Annotated in this window: 20 protein-coding genes; 11 read left to right on the forward strand and 9 right to left on the reverse strand. The window is 70.3% G+C overall.

What is annotated here, in order from left to right:
* The first annotated feature begins 232 nt into the window (after positions 1-232).
* A complete protein-coding gene (locus tag NGK70_RS24760; RefSeq protein ID WP_251971094.1) occupies positions 233-1,174 on the forward strand; it encodes a porin in 942 nt (313 codons plus the stop codon).
* Between the two features lie 97 nt (positions 1,175-1,271).
* On the opposite strand, the gene NGK70_RS24765 is transcribed toward NGK70_RS24760, so the two are convergent.
* Together NGK70_RS24765 and NGK70_RS24770 are read right to left on the reverse strand one after the other, a co-directional pair.
* Positions 1,272-2,474, reverse strand: a complete 1,203-nt coding sequence (locus NGK70_RS24765) for a hypothetical protein (RefSeq protein ID WP_251971095.1) — start codon at positions 2,472-2,474, stop codon at positions 1,272-1,274.
* 139 nt (positions 2,475-2,613) lie between these two features.
* On the reverse strand, positions 2,614-3,315 hold the full coding sequence (locus tag NGK70_RS24770; protein WP_251971096.1) for a histidine phosphatase family protein: 702 nt from the start codon (positions 3,313-3,315) through the stop codon (positions 2,614-2,616).
* 145 nt (positions 3,316-3,460) lie between these two features.
* Here NGK70_RS24770 and NGK70_RS24775 point away from each other — a divergent pair, with 145 nt between their 5' ends.
* The 7 genes from NGK70_RS24775 (at position 3,461) to NGK70_RS24805 (ending at position 9,778) form a co-directional block, all read left to right on the forward strand.
* The gene (locus tag NGK70_RS24775; RefSeq protein ID WP_251971097.1) at positions 3,461-4,213 is read left to right on the forward strand and encodes an alpha/beta fold hydrolase; all 753 of its coding nucleotides are present in this window, start codon (positions 3,461-3,463) and stop codon (positions 4,211-4,213) included.
* Positions 4,214-4,370: 157 nt separating this feature from the next.
* On the forward strand, positions 4,371-4,823 hold the full coding sequence (gene secB, locus NGK70_RS24780; RefSeq protein WP_251971098.1) for a protein-export chaperone SecB: 453 nt from the start codon (positions 4,371-4,373) through the stop codon (positions 4,821-4,823).
* Between the two features lie 34 nt (positions 4,824-4,857).
* On the forward strand, positions 4,858-5,877 hold the full coding sequence (locus NGK70_RS24785; RefSeq protein WP_251971099.1) for an NAD(P)H-dependent glycerol-3-phosphate dehydrogenase: 1,020 nt from the start codon (positions 4,858-4,860) through the stop codon (positions 5,875-5,877).
* A 321-nt stretch (positions 5,878-6,198) separates the two neighbouring features.
* Positions 6,199-7,233 carry a hypothetical protein gene (locus NGK70_RS24790; protein ID WP_251971100.1) on the forward strand — a complete coding sequence of 345 codons (1,035 nt, stop codon included), beginning with the start codon at positions 6,199-6,201 and terminating at the stop codon, positions 7,231-7,233.
* Between the two features lie 33 nt (positions 7,234-7,266).
* On the forward strand, positions 7,267-8,367 hold the full coding sequence (locus NGK70_RS24795; RefSeq protein ID WP_251971101.1) for an ABC transporter permease: 1,101 nt from the start codon (positions 7,267-7,269) through the stop codon (positions 8,365-8,367).
* Positions 8,368-8,414: 47 nt separating this feature from the next.
* Complete coding sequence (locus tag NGK70_RS24800; protein ID WP_251971102.1) at positions 8,415-9,110, forward strand: ABC transporter ATP-binding protein; 696 nt, start codon at positions 8,415-8,417, stop codon at positions 9,108-9,110.
* Between the two features lie 185 nt (positions 9,111-9,295).
* Positions 9,296-9,778, forward strand: a complete 483-nt coding sequence (locus NGK70_RS24805; protein ID WP_251971103.1) for a thermonuclease family protein — start codon at positions 9,296-9,298, stop codon at positions 9,776-9,778.
* 36 nt (positions 9,779-9,814) lie between these two features.
* Here NGK70_RS24805 and NGK70_RS24810 read toward each other — a convergent pair whose 3' ends face one another.
* Positions 9,815-10,288 (reverse strand): tRNA (cytidine(34)-2'-O)-methyltransferase, encoded by a 474-nt coding sequence (locus NGK70_RS24810; protein ID WP_251971104.1) that lies wholly within the window; start codon positions 10,286-10,288, stop codon positions 9,815-9,817.
* 19 nt (positions 10,289-10,307) lie between these two features.
* Positions 10,308-11,057, reverse strand: a complete 750-nt coding sequence (locus tag NGK70_RS24815; protein ID WP_251971105.1) for a ComF family protein — start codon at positions 11,055-11,057, stop codon at positions 10,308-10,310.
* A gap of 28 nt (positions 11,058-11,085) precedes the next feature.
* Here NGK70_RS24815 and NGK70_RS24820 point away from each other — a divergent pair, with 28 nt between their 5' ends.
* A complete protein-coding gene (locus tag NGK70_RS24820; RefSeq protein ID WP_251971106.1) occupies positions 11,086-12,015 on the forward strand; it encodes a methyltransferase domain-containing protein in 930 nt (309 codons plus the stop codon).
* Between the two features lie 145 nt (positions 12,016-12,160).
* Entirely contained in the window at positions 12,161-13,606 is a 1,446-nt protein-coding gene (locus tag NGK70_RS24825; RefSeq protein ID WP_251971107.1) for a cbb3-type cytochrome c oxidase subunit I, read from the forward strand.
* Between the two features lie 25 nt (positions 13,607-13,631).
* Here NGK70_RS24825 and NGK70_RS24830 read toward each other — a convergent pair whose 3' ends face one another.
* The 5 genes from NGK70_RS24830 to NGK70_RS24850 all read right to left on the reverse strand — a co-directional run bounded on the left by NGK70_RS24830 (position 13,632) and on the right by NGK70_RS24850 (position 18,440).
* Positions 13,632-14,282: an SCO family protein gene (locus NGK70_RS24830; RefSeq protein WP_251971108.1), complete on the reverse strand. Its 651-nt coding sequence runs from the start codon at positions 14,280-14,282 to the stop codon at positions 13,632-13,634.
* Positions 14,283-14,371: 89 nt separating this feature from the next.
* Positions 14,372-15,949 carry a cytochrome c oxidase subunit I gene (locus NGK70_RS24835; RefSeq protein ID WP_251971109.1) on the reverse strand — a complete coding sequence of 526 codons (1,578 nt, stop codon included), beginning with the start codon at positions 15,947-15,949 and terminating at the stop codon, positions 14,372-14,374.
* Positions 15,950-15,981: 32 nt separating this feature from the next.
* On the reverse strand, positions 15,982-16,803 hold the full coding sequence (locus NGK70_RS24840; RefSeq protein ID WP_251971110.1) for a cytochrome c oxidase subunit II: 822 nt from the start codon (positions 16,801-16,803) through the stop codon (positions 15,982-15,984).
* Complete coding sequence (locus tag NGK70_RS24845; protein ID WP_251971111.1) at positions 16,793-17,632, reverse strand: SCO family protein; 840 nt, start codon at positions 17,630-17,632, stop codon at positions 16,793-16,795. Before NGK70_RS24845 ends, NGK70_RS24840 begins: the two co-directional genes overlap by 11 nt.
* A gap of 43 nt (positions 17,633-17,675) precedes the next feature.
* Positions 17,676-18,440: a cytochrome c oxidase subunit 3 gene (locus NGK70_RS24850; RefSeq protein ID WP_251971112.1), complete on the reverse strand. Its 765-nt coding sequence runs from the start codon at positions 18,438-18,440 to the stop codon at positions 17,676-17,678.
* Positions 18,441-18,732: 292 nt separating this feature from the next.
* Between NGK70_RS24850 and NGK70_RS24855 the strand changes: the two genes are divergently transcribed.
* On the forward strand, positions 18,733-19,392 hold the full coding sequence (locus NGK70_RS24855) for a c-type cytochrome (RefSeq protein ID WP_251971113.1): 660 nt from the start codon (positions 18,733-18,735) through the stop codon (positions 19,390-19,392).
* Positions 19,393-19,412 lie beyond the last annotated feature (20 nt).

Below are 19,412 nucleotides of genomic sequence, written 5' to 3' on the forward strand. Positions count from 1 at the left end.
TGCTCGCGCGACAACTCACCGACCCGCAGCCGCAATCCATCCGCCCGATGGTGTATGGCCGTCGCCAATCTGCTGCGCGTGGTCTCGTCCAGGAGACGACATGTCTTCGAAACACAACATCCGAGCTGGCTTCAGGGCGTTTGTCACGCCTACACTGCCGCACACCTTGCAACGAGCCGCAAGTCGTTGTTTCCGCCCATCAACCCTCGTTCGAGGATTCCAGGTGATCACCATGAAGAAGACTTTCGTTTTCGCCGCCGTTGCCCTGCTGGCCGGCGCCGCCCAGGCCCAGGTGTCCGTCTACGGTCTGATCGACATGAGCTACGGCAAGAGCGTGGCCTCTGATGCCGCTGGCCTGAAGGCCGACTTCCACTCCGGTGGCGACAACGGCTCCGGCGAAGGCAACTCCACCACCCGCCTGGGCGTGAAGGGCAACCTCGACGTCGGTTCGGGCATGAAGGCGAACTTCAAGTTCGAAACCGGCGGCATCAACAGCGACGGCGCCGTGAATCCGGGCGGCGCCTTCTTCAACCGCCAGGCCTGGGCCGGCGTGTCGGGTGGCTTCGGTGAAGTGCGCCTGGGCCGCCAGGACTCGGTGCCCTTCCAGACCATGGCCGGCTTCGACCAGAACGGCGCCTCCAACGGCGTGTCCGCACCCGGCCTGGCCGGCGTGGCCACCTGGGGCACGGGCCGCCAGTCGCGCTCGCTGCAGTACATCTCGCCGAAGTTCGGCGGCCTGAGCGTGCAAGCCGGCTTCGTGCCCGAAGGCAACGTCGCCGGTGCGAAGAACAACGTCTCGCTGGGCGTGAGCTACGGCGTCGACAAGCTGTCGGCCGCGGTGGCCTACGAGAGCAAGCGCGTGGACGGTGGCGAGGACTTCATGTCGGTGTCCGCCGGCTATGACTTCGGCTTCGCGAAGTTCGCCCTGGGCTATGCCGACGGCGGCAAGAACGCCAAGGGCCTGAGCACCGGCGTGACGGTGCCGGTCGGCGCCGGCATCACCGTGGGCGGCCAGTACGCCCGCAATTCCGACACCAAGGGCAGCGCCTACGAGCTCTTCGTGAACAAGGAAGTGCTGAAGAACACCTACGCCTACTTCGAGGCCGGCAAGGCCAACGCGAAGACCGGCGTCGATGGCACCGGCTACGCCCTGGGCCTGATCCTGGTGTTCTGATCCAGGTTCGGTTCAGCGGGGCCCGCACGGCCCCTGCATCCGAACGCTCCAAACGACCCGCCCTCCCGGCGGGTCGTTGCGTTTCAGCGCCGCTCTTTCAGCGCCCCACGCCGCCCGCAGGCCACTCCCCCAGCCCGGCCGGCACCGGGCCCGCGGAGGCCTGGCCCCCGGGCGACAGCTCCGGCCCGGGGTGGTCGCGCCAGTAACCCTCCCGCGCAGCCGCCCGGTAGGCCGCCGCCCAGGCCACCAGCGCGTCGACATAGGCGCGCTGCGCCGGTGCCACGGCCAGCGCCTCGGGCGTCCAGGCGCGCGGGTCGTCGGCCGGCGCGCCCAGCCAGTGCCCCGGCCAGTCGATGCGGCTCACCCCCAGGTAGCCGTAGGTCCGGTCGCCAAAGCTCAGCGTGCTGGTCAGCCCCGCCCCACGCACGACGGCCCCCAGCGACGCCAGGCTGGCCTGCAACTCCCCCCGCAGCTCCGCCTGCGCCGGATCAGTCCCGGCCAGTGGCTCGGCGCTGCTGCGCAGGGCGAGGCACTCGTCACGGGTGCGCTGCTGCAGGCCCTTCTCGAAGCGCAGCCGCAGCGCGCCACCCGCCTCGCAACCCGCCAGATCGCTCCAGGTGGGCACCGTCACCTGGCGACCGTTCATCGTGAAGTGCAGCAGCGTCACCAGGCGCGAACCGGCAAAGCGCCCGAACACCACGCTGCCCACATCCACCGGCTCGCTGCGGATCTGGTGGCTGATGTAGTTGACGTTCTGCGCTGAGCGGTTGTCCACCGCCGCCAGCACCACCCAGTCCCCCGCCGGAAGGAGCAACTGCTTCTTGGCCCCGAAGCGGCCCACCATCAGCGCGCCCGGGCCGGCAAACCGGTCGCCCAGGCGGAAGGTCACGATGCCGCTGTTCTCGGCCTCGCGGGAAAAGGGCTGCAGCCGGCCACCCACGCCCAGCGTGCCCAGCGGGCTGCTCGGCAACACCGCGGGAACGGCGCCAGCAGCCGTACCCTGCGCCGCCGCACCGGTGCCCGGCAGCACCACCGGGCTGGCCGATTCACCCTTGGCCAGCGCCGCGCGCGCCATCGGCGCAAACAGCCCGTTCGGAAAGGCCGACAGGAAGGCACGGTATGCATCGGGCGTGCCAATGCGCTCGGCCGAGCGCCAGAACTCGGTCTCGGCTGCGCTGGGGGCGGCTGTGGACGGTGCCTGGGCCTGAGCCGGCACCGCCGCCAGCAGCGCGAGCGCGGCAGCCAGCGGCAGCAGGGTCCTCGGGGCGATGCGGGGCGAGCGTGGAAACAGAGCGGCCATGGTCCGGGAACGCGGCCGTGCCGCGGCGAGAGGGAAAAGGCCTTCATTCTGTCAGGCGACTGGCACGCGCCCGCCCCCAATCACCCGGATCAGGGGCCTGTGGCTCGCCGAAACTGGCAGCACGCCCCACCCTCGAACCTCAGGGCACCGGCGGCTCGGCGTCCTCGGTCCCTCCGACGGCACCCAGCTCGCGCAGGCGCACGCTCAGCGGCACGGTGGAGGGCTGTGCCGGCAGGCCGGCGAGGTGGGCGTCGTCGGCCCAGGCGTCGATCTCCAGGCGGTGCCCGTCCCAGCGCAGCCGGTTGATGCCGGCATTGGGGATGGCGCAGCGGCGCGGGCCGTGCAGCGACTCGCCAGTGGCGGTGCGCCAGAGCATGTCCAGCACGCCGCCGTGGGTGACCAGCAGCACGCGCTCGCGCGGGTGCGCCTCGCCCAGGGCCTGCAGCGCGGCGAGGATGCGGGCGTGGAACTGCCGCGCGCTCTCGCCGCCGGGCAGGCCGAAGTCGGCATCGTGCTCGGCCCAGCGCGCCCAGAGCTCGGGATGCTCGACGTGCAGGGTGTGCACCTTCATCCCCTCGATCTCGCCGAAGGACTGCTCGCGCCAGCGGGCATCGGCCCGCAGCGCCAGGGCGCGGCGGGTGGCCCAGGGTGCGGCGGTCTGGCGGGCCCGCTGCAGGTCGCTGACCCAGGCGGCATCCACGGGCTCGTCTGCCAACCGCTCGGCCAGGCGCTCGGCCTGCAGGCGGCCGGTCTCGTTGAGCGGCACGTCCAGCTGGCCCTGGAAGCGGTGCTCGCGGTTGGAGTCGGTTTCGCCGTGGCGGATGACGATCAGTTCGGTCATGGTGTGTTCGAGTAAACCACAGCGATGGAGACGCGCGGCCGCTCGAAGTTTCAGCCTGGGCACAACCTCGCGGCGCGGCGGGCATCGTTCGCGGTGAAGCCGCACGCGTCCGGCCGGACGAACCCGGCGGGCTATCCTTGCGCGCATGACGACGGCCCCCGCCACCTCCGCCACCCTGGTCCTGCTGCCCGGCCTGGCCTGCGATGCCGCCCTGTTCGAACACCAGGCCGCGGCCCTGCGCGAGCGCTATGGCACCGCACGTGTACAGGTCACCGACGTGCACACTCGGGCGGCCAGCCTGCCGGAGATGGCCGCACAGCTGCTGGCCGAGACCCGCGGCGCGCTGGTGCTGATCGGCTGCTCGATGGGCGGCATGGTGGCGCTGGAGGCGCTGCGCCAGGCGGGCGAACGCGTCGCCGCGCTGGCGCTGCTGGGCAGCTCGGCCCGGGCGGACGTGGCGGCGATGGTGTTCCTGCGGCGCGAGGCGATCAAGCGCTTCGAGGCCGGCCGCATGGACGAGGTGCTGCGCGCCAACCTGCCGGCGGCCTTCCACCCTCGCCATGCCGGCGACGCGGCGCTGGTGGAGTCCTATTTCCAGATGATCCGCCGGGCCGGCGCCGCGCAGCTGATCGCACAGAACCGCGCCGTGATGGCCCGGGCGGACCTGCGGCCGCACCTCGGCGCGATCGGCTGCCCGACGCTGGTGATGGTGGGCGAGGCCGACGCACTGACCCCGCCGGACGAGGCCCGCGAGATGGCCGAGGCCATCCCCGGCGCCCGGCTGGTGCAGCTGCCCGAATGCGGCCACATGCTGACGCTGGAGGCGCCGCAGCGCGTCAGCGACACCCTGCTGGCCTGGCTGGACGGACTGGATGCCCAACCCGTCACGCCAGCCTGAATCCGCCGCCTGACGCCCCCATGGTGCGGGGTCCGCAACCGCCCGGACCCCGCCAGGGTGCCTGCCATAATCCGCCGCGCCCGTCCGCGGGCCCTGCCGCGGCGGCCCGAGCCTCCTGATTCGTGCCCCGCCCCCAGCCATCACCGAGTCACCAGCCATGTCCGACGAACAAGCCCAACCCGTGTTCCAGATCCAGCGCGTCTACCTGAAGGACCTGTCGCTGGAGCAGCCCAACTCGCCGCAGATCCTGATCGAGCAGGGCCAGCCGGCGGTGGAAGTGAACCTGGGCGTCGAAGTGCAGCCGGTGGCCGAAGGCATCTATGAGGTTGCCGTGACCGCCACGGTCACCACCAAGCTGACCGACCGCACCCTGTTCCTGTGCGAGGCCAAGCAGGCCGGCATCTTCGAGATCCGCAACATCCCGGACGACCAGATGCAGCCCATCCTGGGCATCGCCTGCCCGGGCATCGTCTACCCGTACCTGCGCGCCGTGGTGGCCGACGTGATCACCCGTGGCGGCTTCCCGCCGGTGCACCTGGCCGAAGTGAACTTCCAGGCCATGTTCGAGGCGCAGCAGGCCCAGCAGCAAGGCGGCCAGCTGCCCAACTGACCGGAATCAGTCCCCGAGAAGCGCCTGAGCCACGATGACGCGCCCGCTCGACGACCTGCCGGTTCCCGTCACGGTGCTCGGCGCCGGCGCCTGGGGCACCGCACTGGCAGCCCAGGCCGCCACGCGCCAGCCCACGCTGCTGTGGGCGCGTGACGCGGCGCAGGCCGAGGCGATCGCCACGACGCGGCTGAACCAGCGCTACCTGCCTGGCATCGCCCTGCCAGCGGCGCTGCGCGTCACCGCCGACCTGGACGCCGCGCTGGCCCACGCTGGCGCTCCTGGCGCGCGCGGCCTGTTCATCATCGGCACGCCGATGGCGGCGCTGCGCGAGACGCTTGCGCGCCTGCCCGAGGGCAGCGCCGCGATGTGGCTGTGCAAGGGCTTCGAGGCCGGCAGCGGGCTGCTCGGCCATGAGATCGCCCTGCAGGCCGCCCCCCGGGTGCGCACCGGCGTGCTCTCCGGCCCCAGCTTCGCGCAGGAGGTGGCCCGCGGCCAACCCACCGCCCTGGTGGCCGCCAGCCGCGACGCGGCGCTCTGCCAGGCCGCCATGCAGGCCCTGCACGGCGGCAGCCTGCGCGTCTACTCCTCGCCCGATCCGGTCGGCGTCGAGGTGGGCGGCGCCGTCAAGAACGTGCTGGCGATCGCCACCGGCATCGCCGACGGCATGGCGCTGGGTCTGAACGCCCGCGCTGCGCTGATCACCCGCGGCCTGGCCGAGATGACCCGCCTCGGGCTGGCACTCGGTGCGATGGCCGAGACCTTCATGGGCCTGTCCGGCCTGGGCGACTTGGTGCTCACCGCCACCGGCGACCTCTCGCGCAACCGTCGCGTCGGCCTGCGCCTGGCGGCCGGGGTGTCGCTCAAACAGATCCTGCACGAACTCGGCCACGTCGCCGAGGGCGTCTACAGCGCCGAGACGGTGCTGAACCGGGCCCGCACGCTCGGCGTCGAAATGCCGATCACCGAGGCGGTCGTCGCGGTGCTGCGCGGCGAACTCGCCCCACGCGCCGCCGTGGCCGCGCTGATGACGCGCGAGGCGCGCGCGGAACACTGACGCAGCGGGCCCCGAGCGGCCCCTGCCCGCGCGGCACCGCCACCCAGGCAGCGCCACTTTTTCACACCGGGTGCGTTCCCGCACCTCAGGCACGGGGCCATACCGGCCACGGCATCGCGCGGATTGATCCAGCGCAGTGTCGCCCCGCCTCCAGGCGAGAGACTGATTCCGCCGAGGAGCGCAGGTCACTCCGGGCACCCTGCCCCGGTCAGGCCACGGTCCACGGCGCACCCATCGTCTCGCGATAAAGAGGTACGCGACATGACAAGGCAACCCCACCACGGATCCCGGCCCCTGCATTGGTTCGGAGGCAGTCTCAGCGTGATCGGCTTGGCCGCGCTCGCGGTGTCCTGCGGCGGCAGCGGCAGCGATGACAGCACGCCCGCCACCCAGACCACCATCACCAGCAGCAGCGCCAGGGCGGCGGCGGCGGACGCCAACGCCTTCCTGCCCGTCTGCAGCAACACAACGCTGACCACGACCAGCGCGACCAGTTCCAACCCGGGCGGGTCGCGGCTGCTGAACACCACCCTTGCGCTGATCCAGCAGCGCCACCAGGCCCGGCTGATGGGCACGCCGCTGGCGTCAACCGCCTCGGCCACTTCGGCAGTCACCGGCAGCAAGCGTGCGCTGGCGCTGACCAGCACCCAGCCCGCCGACGTACTGGGCAACTGCGTCGGCCACGGCGGGCGCTACGGCTACACCAGCTACTCGCACGCCAGCGGCGTGACCACCGCCACGCTGGCCTTCAGCGACTACTGCACCGTGGACAGCACCACCGGCAACGAGGAGGTGCTCAGCGGCAGCCTGTCCTTCGTCAACACCGCCACCCCCACCGACTCCGGGCCCATCTCGACGAAGTTCACCGCGGACACCGGCAGCAGCGGCATCAATGCGCTGGTGCGCACGACCGGCGGCACGACGGTGAGTTCCGAGACGCTGGCCTTCACCGGGCTGGCCTACACGGTGGGCGTGCCCGGTGGCAACCCGACCGCCACAAATCCGGACCGCATGGTGGTCGCCGAGGTGAAGCAGACCAACGTCGTCTCCGGCAAGGTGCGGCGCCAGACCGGCTTCACGATGACCAGTTTCGACACCGCCAGCGGCGGCTCGCAGATGAGCTACAGCGCTCGCGGCTACCGCTCCAACGGCGAGTACTTCGACTTCAGCACCACCACGCCGATCGTCACCGACTCCACCGGCAAGTACACCGGTGGCGCGATCACCTTCACCGGCAGCGGAAGCGGCGGCAGTGGCAGCAGCACGGCCGTCCTCACGGTCGTGCCGGGTGCGACGCTGCAGGCCACGCTGATGGTCGACGGCGCGGTCGACAGCAGCCTGCCGGCCTGCCAGTGAGGCGACAACGACGCTGACCACGGACGCCAAGCCATGATCTTCTGGCGCAATGTGCTGCGCGCGCGCGTGCGCAGCCTGATGACGGTGCTGGGCATCGCGGCGGGGGTCGGCCTCTTCGCCGCCGCCACCGCGATCACGACCGACCTGCGCCAGCAGATCGCCAGCGCCATCGGCACCTACCACTTCGACGTGGTGATCCACGAGCGGCGCGCGCCCTCGCCCTTCTCGTCCAAGCTCACCCAGGCGCAGATGCAGTCGCTGCAGGCGCGCTATGGCGCCGCCCTGCTGCCGATGGTGATGGGCACGCTCAACGAGCCCTGGAGCGCCTACGCCATGGTGCTGGGCGTGACGCCGGCCTTTGCGCAGCGCGTGCCGCTGGTCACCGGCCGGCACTTCACGCCCGGGCAGCGCGAGGTGACGATGGGCGAGATCGCCGCGCAGCGCCTGAACCTGGCCGCCGGGCAGAGCGTGGCCATCGGCGGCGAGTCCTGGCGCATCGCCGGCGTCTACCGCACCGGCAGCCGGCTGTTCGATGGCGGCATGATGGGTGAGATCGGCCCGGTGCAGCGCCTGTTCGCGCCCGAGGGCAGCGAGGGCCAGTACACCCTGGCGCTGGTCAGCACCGGAGACCGCGAGGCCACCGCGCGCGTCATCGCCCAGGTAGCACGCGACTTTCCAGCGCTGCGGGCCATCCCCGGCACCGAGTTCGCCGGCGCGATCCGGCTGTTCCGCGTCGTCGAGGCCTTCGTCGGCACGATCGCCGTGGTGGTCCTGCTGGGCACCGCGCTGGTGGTGACCAACATGCTGATGATGGCGGTGGCCGAGCGCACCCGCGAGATCGGCATCCTGATGGCCGTGGGCTGGACGCCCTGGCTGGTGCTGCGCATGCTGGCCGCCGAGAGCCTGCTGCTCTGCGCCGCGGGCACCGTGCTGGGCAACCTCTTCGGGCTGGCGCTGCTGCACGGCGTCAATCGGCTGGAGTCGGTGGGCTTCGGCTGGCTGCCGCTGCGCCTGTCCGCCGGGCAAGTGGCCGAATCCGCCGCGCTGATCGCCGCGGTCGGGCTGCTGTCACTGCTCTGGCCGGCGGCGGTGCTGTGGCGCATGCAGCCGCTGGACGCGCTGCGCCACGAGTGAAGGCCACACAGAACTCGCCCTGATCGACTTGCCATGAAGGCTTCGCCATGAACGCCCCGGCCCACCCCATGCTGGTCGTCGACGGTCTGTGCCGTGACTACGAAGGCGGCGGCGTGCAGGCGCTGCGCGACGTGAGCTTCACCGCCGAGGCCGGCCGCAGCGTGGCGCTGACCGGGCCGTCGGGCTGCGGCAAGAGCACGCTGCTGTCGCTGATCGGCCTGCTCGACCGGCCCACGCGCGGGCGCATCCTGCTGGGCGGCGTGGACCTGGCGCAGGTGCGCAACGCCCATGCCTTCCGCGCCAGACGCGTCGGCTTCGTCTTCCAGTTCCACCACATGGTGCCGACGATGACGCTGCAGGAGAACGTCGAGGCGCCGATGATCGCGCTGGGCCTGGGCCGTGCCGAGCGCCGCGAGCGGGCCGCCGACATGCTGGCGCAGGTGGACCTGGCCGCGCGGGCGCACTTCCTGCCGACCCAGGTCTCCGGCGGCGAGCGCCAGCGCGCCGCGGTGGCGCGGGCCCTGGTCAACCAGCCGGCGGTGCTGCTGGCCGACGAACCCACCGGCAACCTGGACAGCCGCAACGGCCAGCGCGTGATCGAGCTGCTGCTCACCCAGGCCCGCGAGCGCGCCGCCCTGGTGCTGGTGGCCACGCACAACCCCGAGATCGCCGCGGCGCTGGACACGCACATCGAGCTGCGCGACGGTGCGGTGGTCCGCCACGAAGGGCCGCCCGCCGCGTGAGCGCGGCAAAGGCACGCCCCAGTCTCGAGGGGACCACCGACCGAGGTGAGCCACGTTCCGATATCTTCAGCAGGCACCTTGCCCAGCACCCCGGGCGCGGCCCCCCCCTGCAACTCAAGACCACGATCAAGAACGCAATGCCTCATGCCGCCCCGCCTGACCGAGCCCGATCGTGGAGGGGCGCGTTGCTGGTCTTCGCGATTGCCTGGTTCTCAGCCACGGCCGCCTCGGCGGCCCGATTGGAAGGGAAGGTGGTCGGGCTGTCCGACGGGGACACGGTGACGGTCCTGGATGCGTCCAGGACGGCGCACAAGGTCCGGCTCGCGGGCATCGACGCCCCGGAGAAGAGCCAGCCCTTTGGCCATCGCGCGAAACGGCACTTGGCCGACCTGGTCTTGCGCAAGCAGGTGGTGGTGGAGTGGTCGACGCATGACCGCTACGGGCGGATGGTGGGGAAGGTGCTCGTTCAGCAACAGGACGCCGGCCTGGCCCAGGTCAGCGCCGGCATGGCCTGGCACTACAAGGCCTACCAACGGGATCAGTCTCCCGAGGACCAGACCGCCTACGCGGCGGCCGAAGACGCGGCGCGCAGGACGCGCACGGGCCTGTGGCGCGCTCCTGCCCCGACCACGCCCTGGGACTTTCGGCACGCCCGCCGGGCGGACTGACGGGAGCAGGCCGGCAGCGCTCCGTTGGCCGGTCCGTCAGGCCGCCCCGGCGAAGCCGTTCTGCCGCCAGGCCTCGAACACCGCCACCGCCACCGAGTTGCTCAGGTTCAGGCTGCGCTGGTCAGGGCGCATCGGCAGGCGCAGGCGCTGGGCGGGCGCAAACCACGTGTTGCGCAGCTCGGGCGGCAGGCCGGCGGTTTCGCTGCCGAACACCAGCCAGTCACCCGGCTGCCAGGCCACATCGGCCGGCGCCCGGGTGCCGCGGGTGGTGAAGCAGAAGCTGCGGGCCGGATCGGGCGCGCAGCGCTCGACGAAGGCGGTCCAGCTGGCGTGGCGCTGCACCGGCGCGTACTCGTGGTAGTCCAGCCCGGCGCGGCGCAGCAGCTTGTCGTCCATCGAGAAGCCCAGCGGCTCGATCAGGTGCAGCTCGCAACCGGTGTTGGCCGCCAGGCGGATGACGTTGCCGGTGTTGGGCGGGATCTCGGGGTGGACCAGGACGATGCGGAACATGCGGGCGGGGTGGAAACAGTCAGTCGTCGGGCGTGCGCGCCAGCACCCAGGCCTGGACCTCGGCGACGCCGGCGCGTCGCAACGTGGCGGCCGCCTCGGCCAGCGTGCTGCCGGTGGTCATCACGTCATCGACCAGCGCCACACGCCGGCCGGCCAACCGGTGGCGGGCCTCGGGGGCCACGGCGAAGGCGGCGGCGAGATTGTGCAGGCGTTCGGCGCGGGTCAGCTCGGCCTGGTGCGGCGTCTCACGCACGCGCTCCAGCCAGAACGGCTCGACCGGCAGCCGCCAGCGGCGGCCGAGCCGGCGGGCCAGCTCCCAGGCCTGGTTGTAGCCGCGCTCACGCAGGCGGCGCGCCGACAGCGGCACCGGCAGCAACAGCTCGGGCAGGGTGAGCCAGCCGGCGTCGAGCCCCGCGTCGACCGCCGCGCCCACGCCATCGGCCAGCGGGCCGGCCAGCTCGACGGCGCCGTGGAACTTGAAGCGCGCGATCAGCTGGTCCCAGGGATAGCCATAGGCCCAGGCGGCCACGGTGGCCTGCAGCGGCAGCGGGTGGCGGATGCACGCACCGCAGAGTTCGGCCGCCGCGCCGGGCAGCTCGATGGCACAGCCGCGGCAGCGCGCCACCGGGGTGCCGAAGCGGCTGCGGCAGACGGCGCAGACCGGCTCGCCCTGCCAGCGCTCGCAGACCGCACAGGCACTGGCGGCCAGCCGCCGCTGCCAGCGCCGCAGCGCTGCGGCCAGCTCGCCCTCGCCCGTCAGTCCACCCATGGTCGGCTCACTATACTGCCGGCCCACCATGGCGACACCCCCCAACGACCCGACCCCTGCCCTGCGCCGAGACGTGGCGCCGACCCGCGTCGACGGCCCGGCGCTGCAGCGCCACCTGCGCCGCGCCGCAGCGCCCTGGCTGCACGAGGAGGTGGCACGCCGCATGGCCGACCGCCTTGGGCTGCTGCGCCGCCCGCCCCGGCGCATCCTCGACTGGGGCAGCGACCGCATCACGAACCAGGGCGCCAGCCAGGCGTGGTCAGACCAGCTGTTGCGCCAGCACTGCCCGCAGGCCGAGCTGGTGGCGCTCGATGCCGAGGGCCAGCCGCTGCCGGCATCGGCGCCCAGCGGCTGGCTGAAGCGGCTGTTCAGCCCGGCCCTCCGCGCCCCTGGCGGCGTCGCGTCCGCGCACGGCGACCTGCTGTGGGCCAACATGGGGCTGCACTGGGCCAACGACCTGCCCGCCCTGCTGCAGCGCTGGCACGCGGCGCTGCAGGTGGACGGCCTGCTGATGTTCTCCTGCTTTGGCCCGGACACCCTGCGTGAACTGCGCGGCCTCTACACCCGCGCTGGCTGGGGCTCGCCGGCCAGCGCCTGGATCGACATGCACGATCTGGGCGACGCCCTGGTGCACGCCGGCTTTGCCGACCCGGTGATGGACATGGAGACGCTCACGCTCACCTGGGACAGCCCCACTGCCCTGCTGGCCGAGCTGCGCACGCTGGGCGCCAACACGGATCCGGCCCGCCACGCCGGCCTGCGCACCCCGCGCTGGCGCCAGCGCCTGGAGCAGGCCCTGGCCGACGGCCTGCGCGGCGCGGACGGGCGCCTGCACCTGACCTTCGAGATCATCTACGGGCACGCCCTCAAGCCCGAGCCCCGCGTGCCGGTGGCCGCCGAGACCAGCATCTCGCTGGACGCGATGCGCGACATGACGCGGCGGCGCCCGGCCGGCTGAGGGGCAAGGGCTGAGAATCAGCCTGCCGGCGGGCCGATCTCCACAGGCAGGAATCAGGAGCCCGCCGCTGGCAATGGGCAGAGATACGGTGTCAGGCCGCCGGCCGGCCCCGTAGCATGCGCCCAGCCCGATGCCACGCTGCCCGATGAACGCCCTGACCTCCGCTGCGCCTGCTGCCCTCGCCGCCTCTGCCCGTTCCGCCGGCCCCGCCGCCGACCCCGCGGCCGATCCCGCGGCCTTCCGCCTGCGCATCGAGCCCGGCCCGGGCCAGCAGCTCGCCCGCGCCTTCCTCTGGCTGGGCGTGGCTGCGCTGATCGGCTCGGGCGTGCTGGCCATCGTGCTGGTGCTCTCGCGCACGCCGGGCATCGCCGCGGTGTTCCCGCTGCGCGACCTGTTCCGCGCTGCGCTGGTGGTGCATGTGGACCTGTCGGTGCTGATCTGGTTCATGGCCTTTGCCGGCGTGCTGTGGAGCCTCGCGGCCGGGCCAAGCGGCGTCGCCTGGGGTTGGGCCGGCTGGGCACTGGCCTGCGCGGGCACGGCGGTGATGGCGGTGTCGCCCTTTTTGCCCGAGGCGCAGCCGCTGCTGAACAACTACATCCCGGTGCTGGAGCAGGGCACCTTCCTGACCGGGCTGGGCATCGTCGGCGCCGGCTTCGGCCTGACGATCCTGCGGGCGCTGCGCTGGGGGGCACCGGCCCCCGGGCTGCCCGCGGGCGCGGCAGCGCTGCAGCGCGGCGTCTGGCTGGCTTCGGTGGCCGGCGCGCTGTCCTGGGGCGCGCTGGGCTGGACCTGGGCGGCCCTGCCTTCATCCGCAGCAGGCAGCGGCACCGCGTACTACGAGTTCCTGTTCTGGGGGCCGGGCCACATCCTGCAGTTCCAGCATGCGCTGCTCGCGCTGGTCGCCTGGTTCTGGCTGGCCGACGCGCTGGGCTGCCGGCCCCGCTTCACGGCGGTGCTGACGCAGCGCCTGTTCTGGCTGGCCGCGCTGCCGGTGGTGGCGGCGCTGGCGATCCTGCCGCTCACGCCGGTGGGCACGGGCGAGCAGCTCACCGCCTTCGCCAAGCTGATGGAGCACGGCCACCTGGCGATGCTGCCGCTGCTGCTGGCCGCCGCCGCGACACTGCCCGCCGTGTGGCGCCGCCCGCCCAGCCCGCTCAAGTCCGCGCTGCTGGCCTCGCTGCTGCTCTTCGTCACCGGCGGGGTGCTGGCCTTCCTGATCCGTGGCGTGAACGTCGTCGTGCCGGCCCACTACCACGGCTCGATCGTGGGCGTGACGCTGGGCTTCATGGGCGTGGTCTACCTGCTGCTGCCTCAGCTGGGCTTTGCCGACCCCGACAGCCGCATGGCGCGCTGGCAGCCCTGGGTCTACGGCGGCGGGCAGCTGATGCACATCCTCGGCCTCGCGTGGTCGGGCGGCTACGGCGTGCAGCGCAAGGTGGCCGGCGCCGAGCAGGTGCTCGTCTCGCTGCCGCAGAAGATCGGCATGGGCATGATGGGCCTGGGTGGGCTGATCGCAGTGATCGGCGGCGTGATGTTCGTGTGGGTCTGCCTGCGCTCGATGACCGCGAAGAACCGCCCGGCGGCGGCCTGACAGCCTGGCCGCCCGCCGACCAGGCTCAGGCGCCGGTGAGGCGCAGGTAGTCCGCCCGCATCGCCGCCAGGTCGTGCGGCGGCGAGAACACCCCGCGCAGCCGCACCTGCGGATCGATCAGGAACATCGACGCGGTGTGGTCCACGGTGTAGATGCCCGGGTGCTCGGCCTGGGCGGGCGGGTGGCGCTGGTACATCACGCCCAGGTGCTTCACCAGGGCCGCGAGGGCCGCGTCGCTGCCGCTGGCGCCGCGGAAGGTGACGTCGAAGGCCGGCACGTAGGCGGCCAGCAACTCGTGCGTGTCGCGCTGTGGGTCCACCGACACGAACAGCACCGCCGGCCGCTGCGGCGGCGCCAGCTGGCGCTGCAACTCGGCCATCAGGCTCAGTGCGGTCGGGCAGACGTCCGGGCACTGCGTGTAGCCGAAGAAAAGGAAGGTCCAGCGCCCGCGCAGGCTGTCGCGTGTCAGCGGCCCGGCCGGGCTCGCCAGCTCGAAGGCCGGCAGCGGCTGCGGATCGTCGATCACGGTCACGCTGCGCAAGCCGGCCTGCGCCGCGTTCTGCTCCGCGCTGCCCGGTCCGCTGCGGCGCAGCCCCTTCAGCGTCAACGCCGCGCCGGCCAGCAGGGCGCCCACGCCCACGTACAGCAGGGTGCGGCGGACTCGGTCGGTCGTCATGTGCCTGGATCTCCATCAGGAATGACAACGGGGCGCCACCCGACGCCCCGCTCATTCAACACGGCGCCGGTTGCCCGACGCCACTCAGGTCAGCGACGCTCGTAGGAATACGGCGTCCAGTCCGGATCCACGCTGGGCGGCGACGGCCAGTTGCCGTGCGGCGGCGGCGAGACGGTGGTCCACTCCAGCGACTGGGAGCGCCAGGGGTTGTCCCCTGCCGGGGCACCCTTCATCGCACCGATGATCCAGTTCGCGACCGCGATCAGGAAGCCCACACCCAGGATGGCGGCACCGAGGGTCATCCACTGGTGCGCGCTCTCGAACTGCGGGAAGGCCGAGTAGTCGTAGTAGCGCCGCGGCATGCCCTTCACGCCCACCGTCATCATGATCCAGAAGACGATGTTGACGCCCACGAAGGTCAGCCAGAAGCCGATCTTGCCCCAGCGCTCGTTGTACATGCGCCCGGTGATCTTCGGGAACCAGTAGTACACGCCCCCGAAGATCGCAAACGTGCCCGCCACCGCCATCACGTAGTGGAAATGGCCCACCACGTAGTAGGTATCCGACAGGTGCAGCGTCAGCGAAGTCAGCGCCAGCGGAATCCCGGTCAGCCCGCCAATCAGGAACAGGAAGAGCACGCCCAGGGCATAGAGCATCGGTGTCTCGAAGGTGATCGACCCCTTGTACAGCGTGCCCGCCAAGCTGATCACCAGCAGGCCCACCGGGATGGAGATCAGCAGCGTGGTCACCATCTGGCCGATGCGGATCCAGTCGGCCATGCCGGACACGTAGAGGTGGTGCACCCACACCTCGCCGGAGAGGATCACGATGCCGCCGATACCGCCCCAGAGCACCACCTTGTGGTTGAACACGCGGTTCTTCGCAAAGGTGGCGACGATCTCGTAGACCACCCCGATGAAGGGCAGGAAGATCACGTACACCGCCGGGTGTGAGTAGAACCAGAACAGGTTCTGGTAGGTCAGCACATCCCCGCCGCGCGAGGGGTCAAAGAAATGTGTACCCAGGTACTTGTCGAAGCTGATCAGCGTCACCGCGGTGCCCAGCACGGGCACGAAGATCAACTGCAGCACGAAGGCACCCAGCGTGCACCAGACGAAGATGTTCAGGTTGCTCCACTTCAGTCCCGGCGCGCGCATGTAGGCCACCGTGGTGAGGAAGTTCACCCCACCGATGATCGAGGCGAAACCCAGCACCAATACCGTGAAACTGTAGAGCGCGGTGTTGCCGGTGGTGATCGTCGAGTACGGCGGATAACCCGTCCACATCACATCCGGGGGATCCGGCACCACGAAGGTCAGCAGCGCCAGGATGATGCCGACATAGAACAGCCAGACCGACAGCGCATTGACACGCGGGAAGGCCACGTCCTTCGCGCCGATCATCAGCGGGATGCAGTAGTTGGCGAAGAAACCCGTCAATGCCGGTATCTGGAACCCGAGGATCATCACCGCCCCGTGGGCATACAACCAGACGTTGTACTGCGTCGGGTTGGTGGTGATGGTCGGTCCCAGCGTGGACAACTCGATGCGCATCAGCATGGCGGCGATGCCCGCCACGCCAAAGGCAGCGATCGATCCGATGAGATACAGCACGCCAACCCGCTTGTGGTCGGTCGTGAAGATCCATTCCTTGATATTGAAGCTCACAAATCCACTCCTGTCGCGTCCGTCACGCCACCTCAGACCGGCGGGTTGGCCGGTTTGTCAGCTGTCTTTTCAGCAGATTTGTCCACCGCCTTGTCGGCGGGAGCCAGCTTGGCGACCTCCTGGTCCAGCCAGGTCTTGAATTCGCCCTCGGGCATCACGATGATCTTGCCCGCCATGTAGGAATGCATCACCCCGCAATACTCGGCACAGGACACCACATGCTCGCCCGGCGCCTTCGGGTAGAACCAGAGGTAGGTCACCCGGCCCGGCATCGAATCTTCCTTGACGCGGAAATCCGGGATGAAATGGCTGTGCAGGGTATCCCGGCTGGTCATGCGCAGCATCACCGGCTTGCCGGCCGGCACGCGCAGCACGTTCTGCGTGCGCACGCCGTTGGCATAGGTGTAGTCCCAGCTGTACATGCCCGATTCGAGTTTCACCTCCATGCGATCGGCGGGAACGTCGCGGTAGTCGTTCCAGAGCTTCCAGCCGTTGGCAGCGAGGTAGAAGTCGTCGGCCATGAAGATGAAGGTCGGGATCACCGCCCAGCCGATCACCGCCGCCGGACTGAGCTTGGATTGCGTGCCGACTTCACCGGGCTTGCGGGCCCGATAGCGCCACAGAAACCAGGCCATCACCAACGCGAAGATCACGCCAATGATGGTGATGTCGACGATCACCTCATGCCAGAGGTGGTCCCAGCCGGCCGCCGGGTCGTTGATCCGCCCGGGCGCGGCACTGGCGGGCTCGTAGGCGAGCGCCGACGCAGCTGCCAGCCAGGCGGCGCATCCGCCCGCCCAGGCCGCAGCGGTGGCGCTCACACGCCCGCCGGGCGCGGTGTTTTCAGTGTGCATTCACAGGTCTCCTCGCGAATCGTCTGCGGTATCCGAGCAGCCCCCAAGCGACCAGGCTGCCGCCGAACGCCAGCGCCCCCACTCCCGCCAGCAGGGCGTAGTTGGGCTGGTAGCGGCCCTCGGAAAAGTTGTAGCTGAAGCAGGCGCCGGTGATCATGTCGAAAACCGCCGATGCGGATTCACTGATGCGGCCCCAGTCGGCGTCGATCAGCGCGAGCTCCAGGTTTTGGGCATCCATGCGGGTGCCATAGATATAGCGGGCCACGCGGCCATCGGGGGTCAGGAAGACCAGCACATTGGGATGCATGAAGGTCTTGTCGATGCGAGACCAGAAAAACTGGAAACCCACCGCCTCGGCAAAGCGCTTGGGCGCTTCATCGGCCCGGTCCTGCAGCACCGCAAAACGCCACCCTTCGGGAATGGCACCGGGGCGCGTGCGCATCTGCTGGACAAACGTGCCCGCGGTCTGCGCCGTGTCCTGGCGGTCAAAGGACACCGTCAGGATCTGGTAATCCCGCCCGGCGCGAAAGCGTTTCACACCACTGAGCGCCGCCGCCAGGTTCTGGTTGATCGTCGGGCAACTGCCGTCACAGCCGTAATACGACAGCACCAGGATCACGGGCTTGCCCGACAGTTGGCCGAAGGTGAAAGGCCGCCCCTGCTCGTCCACAAAGGCCGTGTCGGGCGCGAGCCGCTGCCCGAGGTGCTTGGCCTCGTCGATCTGCATGATGGCCGGATCGAAGCTGCTGCGGTTCTCCATCGGCGGCTTGCCCACGGCATGCGCCCAGCCCGCCAGCACGGCGATCAGACCCGCGAACAACCAGCGCATGACGGCAGCAACCCTCAAACCCGTGGCACCCGTGATACCCGGCTCACCAGAAGTAAATCTGGGAGACGACAAAGAACCAGATGATGTCGACGAAGTGCCAGTACAGGCCCGCCGTGCGCCAGAAACCCGGCTCCGCCTGGCCCCGCAATGCGCTTGGCAAACCCGCCAGGAATATCGACAGGCCAACGATCACGTGACCGCCGTGGAAACCCGTGATCGAGAAGAAGAAGGTGCCGTAGACGTTGGTCGAAATCGAGAATCCACCGTGGATCAGGTGATTCCATTCGTAGGCGGACATGCCGAGGAAGGCCGCCCCCATCGCCAGCGTGATGATCAGCCAGGTGCGGAAACCCGCCTGGTTGCCCTGGTGCAGCAGGGCCTCGGCGTGGTGCATCGTGAAGGACGAACCCACCAGCACGAAGGTCATGATGATCGGCAGGACCTTTGGAATCTCGGGCGTGTTTTCAGGTGGCCAGAAAGGGGCCCCGAGCCGCAGGAACCAATAACTGCCGAGGAAGGAGACGAAGATCATCGCCTCGGCGAGGATGAACCACCCCATCGCGCCGAAGGACAGCCCCTCGCCATGGCCCATGGCCTCGCTCGTCCACCCCGCCACCCCGGCCAGCACCATGACCACGCCAATACCCAGCGTGATCACTGCGGTAAACGATTGGTGATAGACGAAATGGAACGAGAAGGCCAGCGCCAGCGCCAGGATGCCAAGACTGGCCACGGCGGGCCACATACTCCATTCCCAGTGCGCCCCATGGCCGTGATCGCCGTGAACGGCACCCACCTCGTGTGACATGCGGTCTCCTCGTCTCCTGGCCGGAGGAATGCCATCCACCGGCTGGTTTTCACTTTTCAGTGTCGTGTATGTGCTCGCGGCAACACCCCGGCGCATCAGCGACGCACCGTACCCTTGCCCTCGCACAAATACTAGCAATGGATTTGCGCTGTGCACAAGCCACGAAGGGGATGAGTTCATCCGGGTTTTTACGGCCGGGTTTTCACTCGCGGGTTTACACGCAACGGGGATTCGGAGGCTGCCATTAGGATTTGCCGCGAATGGGCGAGGCCCCGGCGAGGAGACGGAGACGATGGTCGGCACGAGCAGATGGTGGGTGTGGGGCAGCGTGGTGAGCGCGGCAGCGGTGTGCACGTCCGGTGCTTGGGGCGCCGGCAGCGCCGAGGCCGGCAAGGCCAAGGCTGCAGCCTGCATGGCTTGCCACGGGCCGGACGGCAACAGCCTGGCCGACATGTGGCCCAAGCTCGCGGGGCAGCTACCGCAGTACCTGCGCAAGCAACTGCATGACTTCAAGGCCGGACGGCGCAAGAACGAGCAGATGAGCCCGATGGCGCAGCCGCTGTCGGACCAGGACATCGACGATCTGTCCGCCTTCTTCTCCAGCCAGAAGGCCAACCAGGCCGCGGTGACGAAGAAGGAGCTGCTCGCCGCAGGCGAGAAGATCTACCTCAAGGGCAAGGGCCGCCCCGACGTGGTGCCAGCCTGCGTGGGCTGCCATGGCATGACGGGGGCTGGCAAGGCGGACTGGGCGATGACGATGAAGGTGCCGCCCACCACGCTGGCGCCGGCACTGGGCGGCCAGCACCCGGCCTACACCGCTGCGCAGCTCACCGCCTACAAGGGCGGCACGCGGGCCAACGACGAGGCCCACGTGATGCGGGACGTGGCCGGGCGGCTGAACGCGAGCGAGATCGCCGCGGTGGCCGAGTACGTGGCCACGCTTTCGCGCTGAGCGGCATCCGCCTGGCGTGG

This window comes from Sphaerotilus microaerophilus (assembly GCF_023734135.1).
Taxonomy (GTDB): Bacteria; Pseudomonadota; Gammaproteobacteria; order Burkholderiales; family Burkholderiaceae_C; genus Sphaerotilus; species Sphaerotilus microaerophilus.